This is a genomic window from Geodermatophilus sp. SYSU D00814 (genome assembly GCF_054050055.1).
Genome location: NZ_JBJGYP010000020.1, coordinates 1 through 17,532, shown reverse-complemented (window position 1 = coordinate 17,532; position 17,532 = coordinate 1). Strand labels below are relative to the sequence as shown.

18 protein-coding genes and 1 tRNA gene are annotated in these 17,532 nt (G+C 74.5%); 12 read left to right on the top strand and 7 right to left on the bottom strand.

From position 1 onward, the window contains the following. The first annotated feature begins 83 nt into the window (after window positions 1–83). Entirely contained in the window at window positions 84–1,670 is a 1,587-nt protein-coding gene (locus ACI780_RS16385; protein ID WP_457004229.1) for a glycoside hydrolase family 13 protein, read from the top strand. A 159-nt stretch (window positions 1,671–1,829) separates the two neighbouring features. After that, window positions 1,830–3,344 carry an ATP-binding cassette domain-containing protein gene (locus ACI780_RS16380; protein WP_457004227.1) on the top strand — a complete coding sequence of 505 codons (1,515 nt, stop codon included), beginning with the start codon at window positions 1,830–1,832 and terminating at the stop codon, window positions 3,342–3,344. A 46-nt stretch (window positions 3,345–3,390) separates the two neighbouring features. On the opposite strand, the gene ACI780_RS16375 is transcribed toward ACI780_RS16380, so the two are convergent. Further along, window positions 3,391–3,759 carry a hypothetical protein gene (locus tag ACI780_RS16375; protein ID WP_456872978.1) on the bottom strand — a complete coding sequence of 123 codons (369 nt, stop codon included), beginning with the start codon at window positions 3,757–3,759 and terminating at the stop codon, window positions 3,391–3,393. 467 nt (window positions 3,760–4,226) lie between these two features. On the opposite strand from ACI780_RS16375, the gene ACI780_RS16370 reads away from it, so the two are divergent. Genes ACI780_RS16370 through ACI780_RS16350 form a run of 5 tightly spaced genes read left to right on the top strand, consistent with a single transcriptional unit; the run spans window position 4,227 to window position 7,194 of the window. Further along, window positions 4,227–4,790, top strand: coding sequence for a biotin transporter BioY (locus tag ACI780_RS16370; protein ID WP_456872977.1), 564 nt, complete (start codon window positions 4,227–4,229; stop codon window positions 4,788–4,790). Then, window positions 4,787–5,527 carry an energy-coupling factor ABC transporter ATP-binding protein gene (locus ACI780_RS16365; RefSeq protein ID WP_457004225.1) on the top strand — a complete coding sequence of 247 codons (741 nt, stop codon included), beginning with the start codon at window positions 4,787–4,789 and terminating at the stop codon, window positions 5,525–5,527. Before ACI780_RS16370 ends, ACI780_RS16365 begins: the two co-directional genes overlap by 4 nt. After that, window positions 5,524–6,174, top strand: coding sequence for an energy-coupling factor transporter transmembrane component T family protein (locus ACI780_RS16360; RefSeq protein WP_457004223.1), 651 nt, complete (start codon window positions 5,524–5,526; stop codon window positions 6,172–6,174). Before ACI780_RS16365 ends, ACI780_RS16360 begins: the two co-directional genes overlap by 4 nt. After that, window positions 6,171–6,698, top strand: a complete 528-nt coding sequence (locus ACI780_RS16355) for an MOSC domain-containing protein (protein WP_457004221.1) — start codon at window positions 6,171–6,173, stop codon at window positions 6,696–6,698. The genes ACI780_RS16360 and ACI780_RS16355 overlap by 4 nt, the downstream gene beginning before the upstream one ends. Window positions 6,699–6,753: 55 nt before the next feature. Then, window positions 6,754–7,194: a YccF domain-containing protein gene (locus ACI780_RS16350; RefSeq protein ID WP_456872973.1), complete on the top strand. Its 441-nt coding sequence runs from the start codon at window positions 6,754–6,756 to the stop codon at window positions 7,192–7,194. Window positions 7,195–7,203: 9 nt separating this feature from the next. Here ACI780_RS16350 and ACI780_RS16345 read toward each other — a convergent pair whose 3' ends face one another. Then, window positions 7,204–7,617, bottom strand: a complete 414-nt coding sequence (locus ACI780_RS16345; RefSeq protein ID WP_456872972.1) for an acyl-CoA thioesterase — start codon at window positions 7,615–7,617, stop codon at window positions 7,204–7,206. Between the two features lie 159 nt (window positions 7,618–7,776). Between ACI780_RS16345 and ACI780_RS16340 the strand changes: the two genes are divergently transcribed. Beyond that, the gene (locus ACI780_RS16340; RefSeq protein ID WP_457004218.1) at window positions 7,777–8,205 is read left to right on the top strand and encodes a protein-tyrosine phosphatase family protein; all 429 of its coding nucleotides are present in this window, start codon (window positions 7,777–7,779) and stop codon (window positions 8,203–8,205) included. Between the two features lie 220 nt (window positions 8,206–8,425). Continuing rightward, window positions 8,426–9,415, top strand: coding sequence for an IS481 family transposase (locus ACI780_RS16335; protein WP_457004216.1), 990 nt, complete (start codon window positions 8,426–8,428; stop codon window positions 9,413–9,415). On the opposite strand, the gene ettA is transcribed toward ACI780_RS16335, so the two are convergent. Further along, complete coding sequence (ettA, locus tag ACI780_RS16330; protein WP_456872970.1) at window positions 9,412–11,082, bottom strand: energy-dependent translational throttle protein EttA; 1,671 nt, start codon at window positions 11,080–11,082, stop codon at window positions 9,412–9,414. The two genes, ACI780_RS16335 and ettA, sit on opposite strands and share 4 nt — an antisense overlap. A 129-nt stretch (window positions 11,083–11,211) precedes the next feature. Further along, window positions 11,212–11,787 (bottom strand): single-stranded DNA-binding protein, encoded by a 576-nt coding sequence (locus ACI780_RS16325; RefSeq protein ID WP_457004214.1) that lies wholly within the window; start codon window positions 11,785–11,787, stop codon window positions 11,212–11,214. A 191-nt stretch (window positions 11,788–11,978) separates the two neighbouring features. Here ACI780_RS16325 and ACI780_RS16320 point away from each other — a divergent pair. Beyond that, window positions 11,979–12,051, top strand: a tRNA-Arg gene (locus tag ACI780_RS16320). A 17-nt stretch (window positions 12,052–12,068) separates the two neighbouring features. On the opposite strand, the gene ACI780_RS16315 is transcribed toward ACI780_RS16320, so the two are convergent. Further along, a complete protein-coding gene (locus ACI780_RS16315; RefSeq protein ID WP_456873190.1) occupies window positions 12,069–12,455 on the bottom strand; it encodes a YybH family protein in 387 nt (128 codons plus the stop codon). Window positions 12,456–12,876: 421 nt separating this feature from the next. On the opposite strand from ACI780_RS16315, the gene ACI780_RS16310 reads away from it, so the two are divergent. Next, window positions 12,877–13,569, top strand: coding sequence for a DUF4333 domain-containing protein (locus tag ACI780_RS16310; protein WP_457004212.1), 693 nt, complete (start codon window positions 12,877–12,879; stop codon window positions 13,567–13,569). A 51-nt stretch (window positions 13,570–13,620) separates the two neighbouring features. Here the strand turns inward: ACI780_RS16310 and ACI780_RS16305 are convergent, their stop codons facing one another. Then, on the bottom strand, window positions 13,621–14,652 hold the full coding sequence (locus ACI780_RS16305; protein WP_457004210.1) for an LLM class flavin-dependent oxidoreductase: 1,032 nt from the start codon (window positions 14,650–14,652) through the stop codon (window positions 13,621–13,623). A gap of 41 nt (window positions 14,653–14,693) precedes the next feature. Next, complete coding sequence (locus ACI780_RS16300) at window positions 14,694–15,062, bottom strand: VOC family protein (protein WP_457004208.1); 369 nt, start codon at window positions 15,060–15,062, stop codon at window positions 14,694–14,696. A 264-nt stretch (window positions 15,063–15,326) separates the two neighbouring features. Here ACI780_RS16300 and ACI780_RS16295 point away from each other — a divergent pair, with 264 nt between their 5' ends. Beyond that, entirely contained in the window at window positions 15,327–17,324 is a 1,998-nt protein-coding gene (locus ACI780_RS16295) for a putative bifunctional diguanylate cyclase/phosphodiesterase (RefSeq protein ID WP_456873186.1), read from the top strand. Window positions 17,325–17,532: the final 208 nt, after the last annotated feature.

Below are 17,532 nucleotides of genomic sequence, written 5' to 3'. Positions count from 1 at the left end.
CTAGCCCCCCGCCACTCGCACGCTCGTGGCGGGCCCCTGCGAGGGGGCCGACAAACACCCCCTAGAGGAGCCCGGTGACCCCGGTGGACCCTGCCCTGCACCCGTTCCGACGCACCGATCCCGACTGGTGGCGCGACGCCGTCTTCTACCAGGTCTACGTCCGCAGCTTCGCCGACGGCAGCGGCGACGGCGTCGGTGACCTGGCCGGCATCCGCTCGCGCCTGCCGTACCTCGCCGAGCTCGGCGTCGACGCGCTGTGGATCACGCCGTTCTACCCCTCGCCGATGGCCGACCACGGCTACGACGTCGCCGACCCCCGCGACGTCGAGCCGGTCTTCGGCGACCTCCCCGGGTTCGACGCCCTGCTGGCCGACGCGCACGCCCTCGGCATCCGGGTGACCGTCGACCTGGTGCCCAACCACACCTCCGACCGGCACGCCTGGTTCCAGGCGGCGCTGGCCGCCGGCCCCGGCTCGCCCGAGCGGGCGCGCTACCTGTTCCGCGACGGCCGCGGGCCCGACGGCTCCGAGCCGCCGAACAACTGGCCCTCGGTCTTCGGCGGGCCGGCGTGGACGCGGGTACCCGACGGCCAGTGGTACCTGCACCTCTTCGCGCCCGAGCAGCCCGACCTGGACTTCACCTGTCCGGAGGTCGTCGCGGACCTCGAGACGACGATGCGGTTCTGGCTCGACCGCGGCGTCGACGGGTTCCGCATCGACGTCGGGCACGGCATGGCCAAGCCCGAGGGGCTGCCCGACATGGTCCCGATGGAGGACACCGGCCTGCTCGACGACCACGGGCCCGGTGACCTCCGGTTCGACCAGGAGGGCGTGCACGACGTGCACCGCCGGGTGCGGGCCGTGCTCGACGAGTACCCCGGCACCATGGCCGTCGGCGAGGTGTGGCTGAAGGACGACGACCGGCTCGCGCGCTACCTGCGGGCCGACGAGCTGCACCTGGCGTTCAACTTCAAGCTGCTGACCGCCGACTGGGACGTCGAGGACCTGCGCGACGCCGTCGTCCACTCGCTGGCCACCGTGGCGGCGACGCCGGCGCCGGCGTGCTGGGTGCTGTCCAACCACGACCGCCCGCGGCACGTGACCCGCTACGGCGGCGGCGAGGCCGGCACCCGGCGGGCGCGGGCGGCGGCGCTGCTGCAGCTGGCGCTGCCCGGCGCGGCCTACGTCTACAACGGCGACGAGCTCGGCATGCCCGACGTCGACCTGCCCGACGAGGCGCTGCAGGACCCGATCTGGGAGCGCTCGGGTCACACCGAGCGCGGCCGCGACGCCTGCCGGATCCCGGTGCCGTGGTCGGGCACCGAGCCGTCCTACGGCTTCTCCGCCCGGCCCGACACCTGGCTGCCGATGCCCGCGGGCTGGGGTCCGCTGACCGCCGAGGCGCAGGCCACCGATCCGGCGTCGGTGCTCTCGCTGTACCGGGCGGCGCTGCGCCTGCGCCGGTCCTCGCCGCTGTTCGCCGGGGAGTCCCTCGAGTGGCTGCCGGCGCCGGAGGGCTGCCTGGCGTTCCGCCGCCCGGGCGGGCTGGTGTGCCTGGTCAACGCCTCCGCGCGCGCCGTGCCGCTGCCCGAGGGCGCGGTCCTGCTGGCCAGCGAGGACGTCTCCGGGGGCGTCGTGCCGGCCGACACGGCGGTCTGGCTGCACGCCTAGAGGAAGGACCTCCCTGCACCTCACCGGCCCTCCGCTCGGGGGGTCGGTGAGGTCGGCCACGGGTAGGATCGGTCCCGGTACCCAGCGTCGCGGGGACGCTGCCAGCACGGTCCCTCGGCCCTGGTCGCGGGACCCGGTCCGGGGGAGGCCCGCCCGCTCATGACGTTGCTGCAGGTCCAGGGACTGACCAAGTCCTACGGGGCCAGGCGGGTCCTGCGCGAGGTCTCCTTCGCCGTCGACGAGGGCGAGGTCGTCGGGCTCGTCGGCACCAACGGGGCGGGCAAGTCCACCCTCGGCGACATCGTCGCCGGCCTCACCCCGGCCGACGGCGGGTCGATGACGCTGCAGGGCTCCCCGTTCGCGCCGCTGTCCGCCGACGACGCCCGCCACCTCGGCGTCGGCGTCATCGAGCAGCTCGTCCGGATCGACCCCGCCCTCACCGTCGCCCAGGCGGTGTTCCGCGGCACGCCCCAGGCGGCCCGCCCGCAGGCGGAGCTGCGCCGGCAGGCCCAGGTGCTGCTCGCCGAGGTCGCCCTCGACGTCGACCCCGACACCCTCGTCGGCGACCTGCCGCACTTCGTGCACGGGCTGGTGGAGACCGCCCGCGTGCTCGCCGAGGACACCCGGCTGGTCGTGCTCGACGAGGTGTCGGCCGCGCTGCTGCCCCTGGAGGTCTCGCGGCTGCACGCCGTCACCGGCCGGCTGAGCCGGCAGGGCCGCGGCGTGCTCTACATCAGCCACCGGCTGCCCGAGATGCTCGAGGTGGTCGACCGGGTGCTGGTCCTGCGCGAGGGCCGGATCGCCCTCGACAGCCCGAGCGCCGACCTCGACCCCGAGCGGCTGGCCGCCGAGACGGTCGGCGCGCCGGTGTCCCCGCCGGCGCCGCGGGTCGCGTCGGTGGTCCCGCCGGTGCCGCAGGACGACGCCCCCGCGCCCGTCGACGGCGAGGAGGTCGCCCTGCAGGTGCGCAACCTGCGGGTGCCCGGCCGGGTCGAGGGCGTCGACCTGGTGCTGCGCCGCGGCGAGGTGGTCGGGCTGACCGGGCACCGCGCCTCCGGCGTCACCGAGATCGCCGACGCGCTGTCCGGGGAGCTGCCCGCCGTCACCGACGAGCTGCTGCTGCACGGCGAGCCCCGGTCGCTGGGCGCGGCCGACGAGTGCCCGCTGCGGCTGCCGGCCTACCACCCCGACCAGGACGCCTACGGCGTCGACCCCGGGGAGACGATCGCCCGCACCCTCACCCGGCAGGCCTGGGGCGCGCTCACCGACATCCGCGAGGAGATCGCGACGCTGCGCGGGGTCATCCGCACGGTGCACCAGTTCGACGTGAAGACGCTGAGCATCCGCACCGTCTTCGGCGCGCTGTCCGGCGGCGACCAGCACAAGCTGGCGCTGGCCCGGTGGATGGCCTCGGCCCGCGACGTCGTCGTGCTGCACGAGCCCACCCGCGGCCTCGACGTCCGGGCCCGCGCCCAGGTGCGCCGGCTGCTCGACGAGGCCACCGCGCACGGGACGTCGGTCGTCGTCGTCTCCGTCGACCCCGACGAGCTGGCCGAGTGCTGCGACCGCGTCGGCATCGTCTCCGGCGGCCGGGTCGCGCGCTGGATCGACACCCGCGAGCTCGCCGTCGACGCCGTCCGCGACCGCATCGTCGAGGCCGCCACCGCCGCCTGAGGAGTGACCTCCCTGCCCCGAGCGGTGGGGGCAGGGAGGTCCTCGCTCAGACGGCGACGGTGCTCGCGACCGCGCGCAGCTTGTGCCGGGCGAGGGCGAGGTTCGCCGTCACGCGGTTGAGCGCCAGGTAGATGAACAGGCCCGAGTTGTTCTGGCCCTTGAGCACGTTGATCAGGTGGTACTGGTTCTGCAGCGTGATCAGGATGTCCTCGATCTCGTCCTTGAGCTCGAGGTCCTGGATGGTGCGCAGCTTGGCGCGCACCACGTTCGAGTTCCCGGCGGCCGCGACGTTCAGGTCGAACCCGGGCGTGCCCCCGCTCGCGAGGGCCATGCCGCTGTCGATGTCCACGATCGCGGCGCCGCTGGCGCCCTCGATCGCGAGCAGGTCGGCGATGATGTTGTCCAGCTGTGCCACGGGGAGGGCTCCTGTCGTCTCGATGGGAGGACGCAGCAGCGGGCTGCTGCGCGCCGGGTCGGGGGGTGACCCGGGTCGGCCGGAGGGACCGGACGTCTGTGTGTGCACGGGGCGCGGACCGGGCGCCGCCGGCCGGGACCCGTCGTCCGGGGCCCGGGCGCGGGGCTCCGTGGGCCGTTCACGTGGTGTGGTGCGTCCCCACGTCCACAGCGACGCCCACCACCCGGTTGCCATGCCTGTCGTTCCGCCTTCGCCGAGGGGCTCAGGACCCCAGACAACACGGGTCCCCGGAGCCCGGCAAACCGGCCGGCGTTCCTGCAGGTGAGCGCGCCGACACTGTCGGCGACCGTCTCCGGGGTCCCCCGTCCGGTCGACGACCTGCCCGGCCCGCCGCTCCGGCGCCGTCCTCCGGTACCTTCCGCCGAGACCGCGCGGGCCGCCGCCCGCTGCCTCTCGGAGGAGACACCGTGAAGACCCGGGACCTCGCCTACGTCGCCCTCTTCGCCGCGATCATCGCGGTGCTGGGCACACTGCCGGCCATCCCCGTCGGCCCGGTGCCGATCACCGCGCAGACGCTCGGCGTGATGCTCGCCGGCGCCGTCCTGGGCGCCCGCCGCGGCTCCCTCGCCGTCCTGCTGTTCCTGGTCCTGGTGGCCGTCGGGCTGCCGCTGCTGTCCAGCGGCGCGGGCGGCCTCGCACCCTTCGCCGGCCCGACGGCGGGCTACCTGTTCAGCTGGCCGGTGGCCGCATTCGTGATCGGCTGGCTGACCGAACGCACCTGGGACCGGTACAACGTCCTGGTCGGCACGGTGGTCAACGTCGTCGGCGGCATCGTGGTCGTCTACGCGATCGGGGTCCCCGTGCTCAAGGCCGTCGTCGGGCTGCCGTGGGCCGAGGCGTTCTGGTCCGGCGCCGCGGTCTTCATCCCGGGCGACCTGTTCAAGGCCTTCGTCGCCGCGGCCGTCGCCGACGTCGTCCGGCGCAGCTACCCGGTCATCGAGCGTCCCCGGCGGGCCGCCGGCGCCCGGTGAGGTTCCGCCGTCCCGGTGCGGCGCCGCCGGCCGACGACGTCGCCGACCCCGCGCGCGGCATCGAGCTGCGCGGCGTGGGGCACCGGTACGGGGACCGGGTGGTGCTCGACGGCCTCGACCTGACGCTCACCGAGCGGCGCGTCGGCGTGATCGGCGCCAACGGCTCGGGCAAGAGCACGTTCGCCCGGCTGCTCAACGGCCTGGTCGTGCCAAGCGAGGGCCGGGTGCTCGTCGACGGACTGGACACCCGCACCCAGGTGCGCGCCGTGCGCCGCCGGGTCGGGTTCGTGTTCCAGGACCCCGACGCGCAGATCGTGCACCCGACGGTGGCCGAGGACGTCGCCTACGGGCTGGAGAACCAGGGCGTCCCGCCCGACGAGCGCGCCGCCCGCACCGCCGAGGCGCTGCAGCGCAACGGCCTGGCCGGGCACGCCGACCACCCGGCCCACCTGCTCTCCGGCGGGCAGAAGCAGCTGCTGGCCATCGCCGGCGTGCTGGTCATGCGCCCGGCCCGCGTCGTGTTCGACGAGCCGACCACCCTGCTGGACCTGGTCAACGCCCGCCGTGTGGCCGAGCTGATCGCCGGGCTCGAGCAGCAGGTGGTCGTGGTCACCCACCAGCTGGACCTGCTCGACGACTTCGACCGCGTGCTGGTCGTCGACGGCGGCCGGGTCGTCGAGGACGCCGCCCCGGGCCCGGCCGTGGCCGCCTACCGCGCGCTGATGGCGGTCCGGTGACCCTCACCCTCTACGTCCCCGGAGCCGGTCTGGTGCACCGGCTCCCGGCCGGGGCCAAGCTGCTGGCCCTGGTCGTGCTCGCCGTGGCGCTGTTCGCCCTGCCCTCGGTGACGGCGGCCGCCGCCGCGCTGGCGGGCGTGGTCGCCGTCGGGCTGCTGGTGGCCCGGCTGCCGGCGGCCGTGCTGGCCCGGCAGGCGCACGCGGTCGTGTGGTGGCTGCTGGCGCTGCTGGTGGTCCACGCGGTGACCACGGACCTGCGCACCGGCACCCACGTCGCGCTGCGCCTGCTCACGCTGGTGCTCGCCGCGGCCGTGGTGACCGCGACGACGCGGGTGAGCGAGATGGTCCGGGTGGTCGAGCGGCTGTGCGCCCCGCTGCGGCTGGTCGGCGTCCGGCCGGCGCGGGTCGGGCTGGCCATCGCCATGGCGCTGCGGTTCATCCCCGTGCTCGTCGAGCGCGCCGACCGGATCCGGGCCGCCCAGGCCGCGCGCGGCGGCACGGCGCGCGGGGTCCGCGCCCTACGGACGACGGTGGCACCGCTGCTGGTGCAGGTGCTGCAGATGGCCCACGACGTCAGCGAGGCGCTCGACGCCCGCGGTGCCGACGACGACCCGTCTCCTCGCCGCCGCTCCCCGGAGGTCCCGTGACCGGCACGCTGACCGAGATCTGGCTGACGCCGACGGCGGCCGCGCCGATGCGGCGGGTGACCTCCGCGCGGCTGGTGGCCGGCCGGGGGCTCGAGGGCGACCGCTACGCCCTCGGCGGCGGCACGTGGGCGCAGTACCCGGACCTGGAGAAGCAGCTGACGCTCATCGACGCCGCCGACGTCGCCGCGGTCGCTGCCGAGATGGGCGCCCCCCTGACGCCCGGGGACACCCGCCGCAACCTGGTCACCACCGGCATCGAGCTCCCGTCGCTGGTGGGCCGCTGGTTCGCCGTGGGGGACGCGCTGCTCTTCGGCGCCAAGCGCTGCCCGCCGTGCACCCACCTCGAGCGGCTGACCGGCGTGCGGCTGGTCAAGGCGATGGTGCACCGAGGCGGGGTCAACGCGGGGGTGTTCGCCGGCGCGGAGGTCGCCGAGGGCGCCGTCGTCCGGCTGGTGCCGGAGGAGGAGGCGGCCGAGCGCGGGATGCCCACCGGCGCCGACCGGCCGGTGCCGCGGGTCGTGTGACGGCCGGTCGGCAGCCTCCGCGGAACCTCCGCGCCGCGCGGCCCGTGGTACCGGTGTGGACACCCTCCGGACACTGCTGAACCTGGTCTGGCTCGTCCTGCACGGCTGGGTGCTGGCACTGGCCTACGCCCTCGCCGGCGCCATCGCCTGCCTGCTGGTCGTCACCATCCCCTTCGGCATCGCCGCGTTCCGGCTCGCCGGGTTCGTGGTGTGGCCCTTCGGGCGGACGACGGTGCGCGCGCCGGGCGCCGGGGTGGCCTCGGCGGTGGGCAACCTGCTGTGGTTCCTCGTCGCCGGGTGGTGGCTGGCGCTGCTGCACGTCGTCGCCGGGATCGCGTTCTGCCTGACGGTCATCGGCATCCCCTTCGGCGTCGCGTCCTTCAAGCTCGCCGCCGTCGGGCTGTTCCCGCTGGGCAAGCGGGTGGTCGAGACCGCGCCGCCGCGCGACTGGATGCACGCGGGCAGCTCCGTCGCCTACGCCGCCCCGGTCCGCTGACCCCGGGCGTCACTCCCCCGGCTCGTCGGCCCAGCGCTCGAGGAACTCCTTCTCGTCCGCGCTGAGCCGGCGCGGGCGGTTGATGGTGAAGTCGAAGGGCACCAGCAGCGTGCTGCCGGTGACGGCGAGCCGCTCGTGGTCGAAGACCTCGTAGTGGCACGTGAACGAGGCCGCCCGCACGTCCGACACCCACAGCTGGACGTCGAGCGGGCGGGCCGAGTAGACGACCGGGAGCTTGTAGCGGATCTCGTGCGCGGCGACGACGGTGCCGCGGCGCAGCCCGGTGCGCTCCTCCAGGGAGGCGCGCTCGAAGAACAGCGCCACGCGGGCCATCTCGAAGTACTGCAGGTGGACGACGTTGTTCACGTGGCCGTAGGCGTCCATGTCCGACCAGCGCATCGGGACCTGCACCGTGTACCGCACGGTGCGACACCCTGCCGCACCGCCGCTGACGACGTCGACCGCGCCCGTCCGCCCGCGGTGTGTGCACACACCGCGCCGCGGAGCACCTTTCCGCCGCGGTGCGTGCACATCCGGTGCTCGGGGCGCCGGAGGAGCGCGCACCGCCCTACCCTCCTGGGCGTGGACGGGTGGGACGACGGCGCTGCGGGCGTCGTCGTGCTGCCCTCGGGGCGCCGGGTGCGTGGTCGCGGCCTGCGCGCACCACTCCCCGCCGGGCCGCTGCCGTCCTTCGGCGTCCACCTGCTGGGGCGGCCGCCGGCGGACCCCGGCTGGGAGGTCCGCTGGGTGCGCTGGCCGGACTTCCGGCTGCCCGCCGACCCCGACGCGTTGCGCGCGGCGCTGGTCGAGGCGTGGGAGCGGTCGGCAGGTGAGCGGGTGGAGGTCGCCTGCGGCGGCGGGACGGGGCGGACCGGGACGGCGCTGGCGTGCCTGGCCGTCCTCGACGGCGTGCCGGCGGGCGAGGCCGCGGCGTTCGTCCGCCGCGTGTACCGGCCGCGCGCGGTCGAGACGCGCCGCCAGGCCCGCTTCGTCGCCGCCTTCGGCGGCTGAGACGCCACCGGCCGGCCGGAACCAGTGCTCCGGCCGGCCGGTGGCGAGGTGCTGGACCGGCCCCCTGCGGGGCCGGGTCCTGGGCTAGTTGTACTGACCGGAGGCGTTGGTCGAGGGCGTGTGATCACGGGATCTGACTGATCGATCTTGTGGAGGGAGGACCTCCGGGCGTGGAGTGGAGCTGCTGAAGGCACCCATTCCACGAGCTCCGGAGGTCCTCATGCTCCACGCTAATGCCGCGCTGACCCCGCGCCAGCGGCTGCGCCTGGCCCGCCTGGTCGTTGAGGAGGACTGGCCCAAGAGCCGGGCCGCAGAGTTCTTCGGCGTCAGCTGGCCGACCGCGGACCGCTGGGCCGAGCGCTATCGCAGCGAGGGTGCCGCGGGGATGGCCGACCGATCCAGCCGGCCGGCCACCAGCCCGGGCAAGACCGACCCGGTGACGACGAAGCGGATCGTGTCGCTGCGGCTGCGCAAGCGCTGGGGGCCGGTCCGGCTGGCCGCCGAGACCGGGGTGGCCCCCGCCACCGCCGGGGCGGTACTGCGCCGCTGCGGGATCAGCCGGCTGGCTCAGCTCGAGCGCCGCGAACAGGTGGTCGTGCGCTACGAGCACCCCGCGCCCGGGGATCTGCTGCACGCCGACGTCAAGAAGCTGGGCAACATCCCGGCCGGCGGCGGCTGGCGGTTCCTCGGCCGAGTCCAGGGCAAGGCCAACCGACACTTGGACGGCGGCCGGGCCCGCAGCCGCTACGGCAACCCGCTGATGGGTCACGGGTTCATCCACGTCGTCCTCGATGACCACTCGCGGCTGGCCTACGCCGAGATCTGTGCAGACGAGACCGGCCCCACCGCTGCCGCGGTGCTGCGCCGGGCGGCCGACTGGTTCGCCGATCGCGGGGTGACCGCCCGGCGGGTGCTGACCGACAACGGCGGCTGCTACCGCAGCCGCGACTGGACCGCCGCCTGCGCCCAGCTGGGCATCGCCGCCAAGCGGACCCGCCCCTACCGGCCGCAGACCAATGGCAAGGTCGAGCGCTTCAACCGCACCATGACCAGCGAATGGGCCTTCGCCCAGCTGTTCACCAGCGAAGCCGACCGCCGGGCGGCCTTTCCTGGTTGGCTACACGCCTACAACCACCACCGGCCCCACACCGGCATCGGCGGTCACCCACCCATCAGCCGCCTGACCAACGTGCCCGGTCAGTACAGCTAGTCGCGGGTGAGCTTGCGGTAGGTGGCCCGGTGCGGACGCGCCGCCTCGGGGCCGAGCCGCTGCACCTTGTTCTTCTCGTAGTCGGCGAAGTTGCCCTCGAACCAGAACCACTTCGAGTCGCCCTCGTAGGCGAGGATGTGGGTGGCCACGCGGTCGAGGAACCACCGGTCGTGGCTGACGACCACGGCGCAGCCGGGGAACTCCAGCAGCGCCGACTCGAGGCTGGTGAGCGTCTCGACGTCGAGGTCGTTGGTGGGCTCGTCGAGCAGCAGCAGGTTGCCGCCCTGCTTGAGGGTGAGCGCCAGGTTCAGCCGGTTGCGCTCACCGCCGGACAGCACGCCGGCCGGCTTCTGCTGGTCGGGGCCCTTGAACCCGAACGCCGCGACGTAGGCCCGCGAGGGCATCTCGACGTTGCCGACCTTGATGTGGTCCAGGCCGTCGGAGACGACCTCCCACAGCGTCTTCTTGGGGTCGATGCCGCTGCGGGTCTGCTCGACGTAGGAGATCTTGACCGTCTCGCCGACCTTAATCTCGCCGTCGTCGGGCTTCTCCTCGCCGACGAGCATCTTGAACAGCGTGGTCTTGCCCGCGCCGTTGGGGCCGACGACGCCGACGATGCCGTTGCGCGGCAGCGTGAAGGACAGGTCGTCGATGAGGATCCGGTCGCCGAAGCCCTTGGTGAGGTCCTGGCTCTCGACGACGACGTTGCCCAGCCGCGGGCCCGGCGGGATCTGGATCTCCTCGAAGTCCAGCTTGCGGTACTTGTCGGCCTCCGCGGCCATCTCCTCGTAGCGGGCGAGGCGGGCCTTGCTCTTCGCCTGCCGCGCCTTCGCGCCGGAGCGCACCCACTCCAGCTCCTCGGCCAGCCGCTTCTGCCGCTTGGCGTCCTTGGCGCCCTCGACCTTGAGGCGGGTGGCCTTGGTCTCCAGGTAGGTGGAGTAGTTGCCCTCGTAGGGGTAGGCCCGGCCGCGGTCGAGCTCGAGGATCCACTGGGCGACGTTGTCGAGGAAGTACCGGTCGTGGGTGACGGCGACGACGGTGCCGGCGTACTTCTCCAGGTGCTGCTCGAGCCAGGCCACGCTCTCGGCGTCGAGGTGGTTGGTGGGCTCGTCGAGCAGCAGCAGGTCCGGCGCCTCGAGCAGCAGCTTGCACAGCGCCACGCGGCGGCGCTCACCGCCGGAGAGGACGGTGACGTCCGCGTCGCCCGGCGGGCAGCGCAGGGCGTCCATCGCCTGCTCGATGCGGGCGTCGAGCTCCCAGCCGTCGTGCTGCTCGATGACCTCCATGAGCTCGCCCTGCTCGGCCAGCAGCGCGTCGAAGTCGGCGTCGGGCTCGCCCATCGCCGCGCTGACCTCCTCGAAGCGGGTCAGAGCGTCGCGCAGCGGCTTGACCGCCTCCTCGACGTTGCCGCGCACGTCGAGCTCCTCGTTGAGCGGCGGCTCCTGCTGGAGCATGCCGACCGTGGCGTCCGGGGCGAGGACGGTGTCGCCGTTCGACGCCGTCTCGAGGCCGGCCATGATCCTCAGGACGGTCGACTTGCCGGCGCCGTTGGGCCCGACCACGCCGATCTTGGCGCCGGGCAGGAAGGACAGGGTGACGTCGTCCAGGATCACCTTGTCGCCGTGCGCCTTGCGGGCACGGACCATGGAGTAGATGTACTGAGCCACTGGGCGTTCGGGCCTTCCGTCGGTGCGGTGTCGATGCCTGCGTCGATCCGCAGGAGGGGGCGGGCCGGTGGCGACCACCGGCCCCGCCCCCGTGCGTTCTCGGTCCCGATCCTCCCAGTCCGCGGGCGGCTAGTGCAGCGCCGGTTCCGGCAGTGCGCCCAGCTCCTCGTCGAGGTCTCCGTCGAGGTCTCCGTCGAGGTCTCCGTCGAGCGCGGGGCCGGCCGCGGAGGTGTCGGGGTCCACGACGTACAACGGCCCGACCGCCCCGGGATAGTCCCGGTCCCCGAGGGTCGTCTCGCCGGGGACCGGTTCGTGCTGAGGCGCCGGGTCCGGGGCGGCCGTCGCGGCGCGCTGGGTGCGGCGGAACTCCGCCGTCCCCCGGGCCAGGTTGGGCCCGACGGCGGCGGCGCGGACGACCGGCCGGCTGCGGCGGCCGGTGTCGGAGTCCCACTCGCGGGTGCGGATGGTGCCCACGACGACGACCGGGTCGCCCTTGCTGACGCTGTGCGAGACGTTGCCGCCCAGCTCGTTCCAGCACTCGACGTCGACGAAGAACGTGGCCCCGTCGACGAAGCCCTGGACGGTGCTGTCGTAGCGGCGCTCGGTGGAGGCGACGCGGAAGTTGGTGACGCTGCCGTTCTGCGTGCGGACGCGGCTGGGTGCGGTGACGACGTTGCCGGTCACGGTGATCTCTGTGGCGCTCACGGTGCTCCTCGGGTCGGTGCGGCCGGCACGGTGCCGGTCCGCGACGACCCTCGCCCCGCCGCGACGCCGGGGAGGCCCGTCCGCGCGGCCTGTGGAGGGGCCCGGCCCCTGTGGACGCACCGGTGCCCGCACGTCACCCCTCCGTGCCACGGCGGCACCGAGGGCGCGGGAGGTGTCATCATCGGCCGAGAGCGCCCGTAGCTCAGCGGATAGAGCAGGTGCCTTCTAAGCACTTGGTCGCAGGTTCGATCCCTGCCGGGCGCGCATCCTGACCCGGCGGCCTAGCCGTCCGAGGACGACGGTGGACTCTGACTCGAGTTCCAGATGTCGATGGCGAGCTTCCAACTGCCGTCAGGCTGGCGGCGGTGGACGACGACGTACTTGCCCGCGTCGACGGTGTCCGGACCGGCGTGCATCTCGTAACGGCCCTCTTCCACCGCCAGATCGTCACGCTCCTCGAGGCTCACGGTCTCGAGCCGGGCTCCGCTCACGCCCATGTCCATGAAGCTCTGCCAGGTCGCCTGGATCTGCCGACCCGTCGCCGGCTCCGATCCCGGGGGGAGCAACCGGGCGTCTGGTGCGTAGATGGTGGCTGCCAGCGCTGAGTCGCCCTTCTCGAGCGCTTGCTCCAAGGTCCTGTTCAGCGCATCGACGTCACTGCGGGACACGGCGCACCTCCTGTGCAGCGGAGGCGGCCAAGGTGGCACCGACCCCGACGGAGGGCAAGGTCCCTCTCGCGCCGGACACGCTGGGGGATGCTCCTCCGGACGGCGCGCATCCCCGCCATCACACCCGGTGCGAGGCCAGCGGCTCCCGTGGTGCACCGTCAGGCCCGGAGCGGTGGACCCGCTCTCCAGCAGCCGAGGGCGCCGACCGCCACTGCGAGCCGATGGCCCGTGCGCTGGTCGAGCAGCGCCTGCTGGACTGGCTCGACGAGACCCTGGCCCGGTGACCGGCCGGCCACCTGAACCCGGGTCTCAGGATCACTGGCGGCCGCTTGCAAGTGACGTCGAAGCGATCCGCAAGCGGCAGGCGGCACGGTGCTCCCGAGCACCCGGGACGGACCCGGGACCGAACGAGGAGCCCGCCATGACCCAGGTCCACAACGCCGGCCAGCCCCACGGCACCGGCCCCTACGCGCCGCCGGCCTTCCCCGCCCCCGGCGCTCCGAACGGCTACGGCGCCCCCAACGGGTACGGCGCCCCGAACGGCTTCGGCGCCCCCGCCGGCTTCGGTCAGCCGCCCGCCCCGCCGAGGAAGCGCACCGGCGCGATCATCGGCAGCATCCTGGCCGCCCTCGTGGTCGCCGGCCTCGGCGTCGGCGCCTTCTTCCTCTTCAGCGGCTCGGTCCTCGACACCGCCGAGGCCGAGCGCCAGATCGTCGCCCTCACCGAGGAGCAGGCCGGCGTCACCGTCAGCGACGTCAGCTGCCCCGAGGACGTCGAGCTCGCCGCCGGCACCGTGAGCACCTGCACCGCCCAGGTGGAGGGTCAGGAGGTCACCTACACCGTCGAGCAGACCGACGACGAGGGCAACGTGACCATCTCCAGCGATGCCGTCTTCGTGCAGGTGGCCGACGTCGAGGCCTCGCTGACCGACGAGTTCACCGCCAGCACCGGCCTGGAGGTCGTCTCCTCCTGCGAGTCCGACCGCAGCGTCCTCGTCGCGGCCGACGGCCTGCAGCTCGACTGCGTGGTCAGCGCCGCCGACGACCCGACCGACAGCGCCGCGATCGTCGCCACCATCGACGCGGCGGGCGACGTCTCCTTCGAGGCCGTCTGATCCCCACGCACCGACCGGCCTGTGCGCCGGGCTCCTCCGGGAGCCCGGCGCTCAGCGCTGTCCGGCCGGCACCCAGCCGATCGCCGGCGCCACGTACCGGACGACGTTCTCCAGCAGCGTGGCGTTGTACTCGACGCCGAGCATGTTCGGCACGGTGAGCAGCAGGGTGTCGGCCTCGCGCACGGCGGCGTCCTTGGCCAGCTCCTCGGCCAGCCGGTCGGGCTCGCCGACGTAGCTCTTGCCGAACCGGGCGCGCACGCCCTCGAGCAGACCCACCTGGTCCTCGCCGGAGCGGTCCCCGAAGTAGGCGCGGTCGAGGTCGGACACGACCGGGACCACGCTGCGGCTGACCGACACCCGCGGCTCGCGCTCCCACCCGGCGGCGGCCCAGGCGGCCCGGTAGCGCTCGATCTGCTCGGCCTGCAGCTCGTCGAAGGGCACGCCGGTGTCCTCGACCAGCAGCGTCGAGCTCATCAGGTTCAGCCCCTGCTCCGCGGTCCGGACGGCGGTGGCGCGGGTGCCCGACCCCCACCAGATCCGGTCGGCCAGGCCCGGCGACTGCGGCTGCACCGCGAGCCGGGCGGGCGTCCCGCCGGTCATCGCGGGGTCGGCGTCGACGACGGCCGCCCCGCGCACGGCGGCGAGGAACAGCGCCGTCTTCTCCCGGGCCAGGTCGGCGTCGGTCGTCCCGGGAGGCGGCACGTAGCCGAATGCCTCCGAGCCGCGCAGCGCCGTCTCCGGTGACCCGCGGCTGATGCCCAGCTGCAGCCGGCCGCCGCTGAGCAGGTCGGTCGCCGCGGCCTCCTCGGCCATGTACAGCGGGTTCTCGTAGCGCATGTCGACGACGCCGGTGCCCACCTCGATGCGCGAGGTCCGCGCGGCCATGGCCGACAGCAGCGGGAACGGCGAGGCCAGCTGCCGGGCGAAGTGGTGCACGCGGACGAAGGCGCCGTCGAGGCCGAGCTCCTCGGCGGCGACGGCGAGCTCCACCGACTGCACCAGCGCGTCGCGCGCGGTGCGCACCCGCGACCCGGCGATGGGCTGCCAGTGACCGAAGGAGAGGAAGCCGATGCGCTTGTCCACGGCAGGACCAGCGCGCCGGACGGGCGCGCTGTTCCCGGCGCTCAGCGCGGAGGCAGCTGCTGGACCGCCCAGCCGTTGCCGTCCGGGTCGCTGAAGAACACGAACGACCCCCAGGGGAGGTGCTGGACCTCGCTGACCGCCACGCCGCGGGCGGTCAGCTCCTCGTGGGCGACCTCGACGTCGGGGACGACGACCTGCAGTCCCTGCACCGACCCGGGCGGCGTGTCGAGCAGGCCGGTGCCGATCGCGATCGAGCACGCCGAGCCCGGCGGGGTGAGCTGCACGAACCTCACCTCGTCGCTGACCCGGTGGTCGTGGTCGAGGTGGAACCCGGCGCCCTCCGTGTAGAAGGTCAGGGCCCGGTCCACGTCGCTGACCGGTACGGCGACCAGCTCGAGCTTCCACTCCATGACGCGCTCCTCCCTCGGGGTGGCCACCCTGCTCCCGGGTCGGGCGCGCGGGCATCCCCCCGGGAGGAGGCAGCGGACACCCGGTGTCCGCAGGTGCGTGCGCCGGGACCCTGCGTGGTCGGACGGAGGCGCAGCTCACGGGCGCGCCCCACCCGTCCCGGGAGGACACGGCAGTCCCCGATGTGACGGTGAGTGAGCGTTCGACCACGACATTCCGGGGGCCGGTTCCGCGGTTCCGGCGGCGGTGTCGGCCACCCTGTCGAGGTGACTCTCAGCGCCTCCCACGCGCCGCGGCCCCGGGCCGGCCAGCCCGCCGGGCGCGCGCAGGCACCGGCGGGGACGAGGCTGCGGGCCATCGACACGCTGCTGGCCGACCGCGGCCAGATGTTCCGCGCCCTGTTCCTCTCCTCCCCCGTCCCGCAGGCCCTCGTCGACCTCGACGGCCACCTGCTCGTGGTCAACGACGCTCTGTGCGCACTGGCCGGGCGCGGCATGGACGACATGGTCGGCCGGCACGTCGACCTGCTCGCCCACCCCGACGACGCCCCGCTGTCCGACGGTGCGCCCGGCGGGCAGGCCGGCGTCGACGCGGACCTCGACCCGTGGCTGCAGCGGGACGGCGAGCGCCGGCTGCGCCGCGCCGACGGCAGCGAGCTGTGGGTGCAGCAGTCCCACGACGTCGTCCACCGCAGCACCGGCGAGCCGCAGTTCGCCGTCCTGTCGCTGGTCGACGTCACCGACCGCCGCCGCGCCGAGGAGGACCTGGTCCGCCGGGCGTTCACCGACCCGCTCACCGGGCTGCCCAACCGGCGCGCGCTGACCGACCGGCTCGCCCACGCCCTCGCGCTCTCGCGCCGCCGCGGGCTGCAGGTGGGCCTGGTGCACCTCGACCTCGACCGCTTCCAGGCGGTCAACGACACCCTCGGCACCGAGGCCGGCGACCAGCTGCTCAGCCAGGTCGCCGACCGGCTGCGGTGGAGCACCCGGGTCGAGGACACCGCGGTGCGGCTGGGCGCCGACGAGTTCCTGATCCTGGCCGAGGACGTCGAGGACCTCGACGGGCTGCGCGCCCTGGCCGACCGGCTGCTCGCCGTCCTCGACGACCCCTTCCAGCTCGGCGGCCGCGAGATCGTGCTGTCGGCCAGCGTGGGGCTGACCCTCGGCTCCGACGTCGGTCCCGACGAGCTGCTCAAGCGGGCGCACAGCGCGCTGGCCCGCGCCAAGCGCGACGGCAGCCGGGCGCGCATCGAGGTGCACGACGGCGGCCTGACCGACGACGAGGTCGACCTGCTGCAGCTGGAGACCGACCTGCGCCGGGCGCTGGACGCCGACGAGCTGCGGCTCTTCTACCAGCCCATCGTGTCCCTCACCGACGAGACGCTGCTGGGCTACGAGGCGCTCATCCGCTGGCAGCACCCCACCCGCGGGCTGCTCCCGCCGGGCGCCTTCCTCGACGCCGCCGAGAACAACCGGCTCACCTCCCGGCTGGGCGCGTGGGTGCTCCGCCGCGCCTGCGACGACGCCGCCGGCTGGCCCGCCGGGCTGCGGGTGCACGTCAACGTCTCGGCCCGGCACCTGGCCGAGGAGGGGTTCAGCGACCTGGTCGCCGCCGCGCTCGACGAGTCCGGCCTGCCGGCCGAGCGGCTGGAGCTGGAGATCACCGAGTCGACGGCGCTGTTCGCCGCCGAGGCCACCCTGCAGGCCGTGCAGGAGGTCACCGCCCGCGGGGTGACCCTGGCGCTCGACGACTTCGGCACCGGCTACTCGGCCATCACCGCGCTGCACCGGCTGCCCATCCACACCGTCAAGATCGACCGCTCGTTCGTCGCGGGCGTCGTCCGCGAGCCGTCGTCGGCGGCGCTGGTGCAGGGGCTGCTGCAGCTGGGCCAGGGCATGGGGCTGCAGGTCATCGCCGAGGGCATCGAGGACCTCGAGCAGGCCGAGTGGCTGCGCCGGCACGGCTGCGCCATGGCCCAGGGCTACGCCTTCGGCCGGCCCGCGCCGCTGCCCAGCCGCGCCGACACCACCGCCACCGAGGCGCTCGTCGAGCGGGCCGCGGAGGAGGCCGCCGCGGTGCTCGAGGCGGTCACCGGCGAGCTGGAGGCCGTCGTCGACGAGCTGCCGGTGGCCGGCGGCGACGGGACGGACCTGCTGCCCATCGACGACGACGAGCGCCCGCTGCCGCCGCGCCCGTTCCTCGTCGTGGTCGAGGACCTGCCCGACGAGACGCCCGACGACGACGGGGAGACCCCCCGCCCCTGACCGGTGCACTTCCGCGGCAGTGGGCCGGGCCGGGCCGGGCGCGTGGGGGGGCGGGGGCGGGGGGGGGGGGGGTGGGGCGGGGGGGGGGCGGGGGGCGGGGGGTGGGGGGGCAGGGGAGGGCGTTGTGGCTGTAGGAGGTCGCCCGCCGGCAGCGCCGCGAGCGCGGCACCGGGCAGCGCCAGCTTGGCGCCGCGGGTGCCCGAGCCGA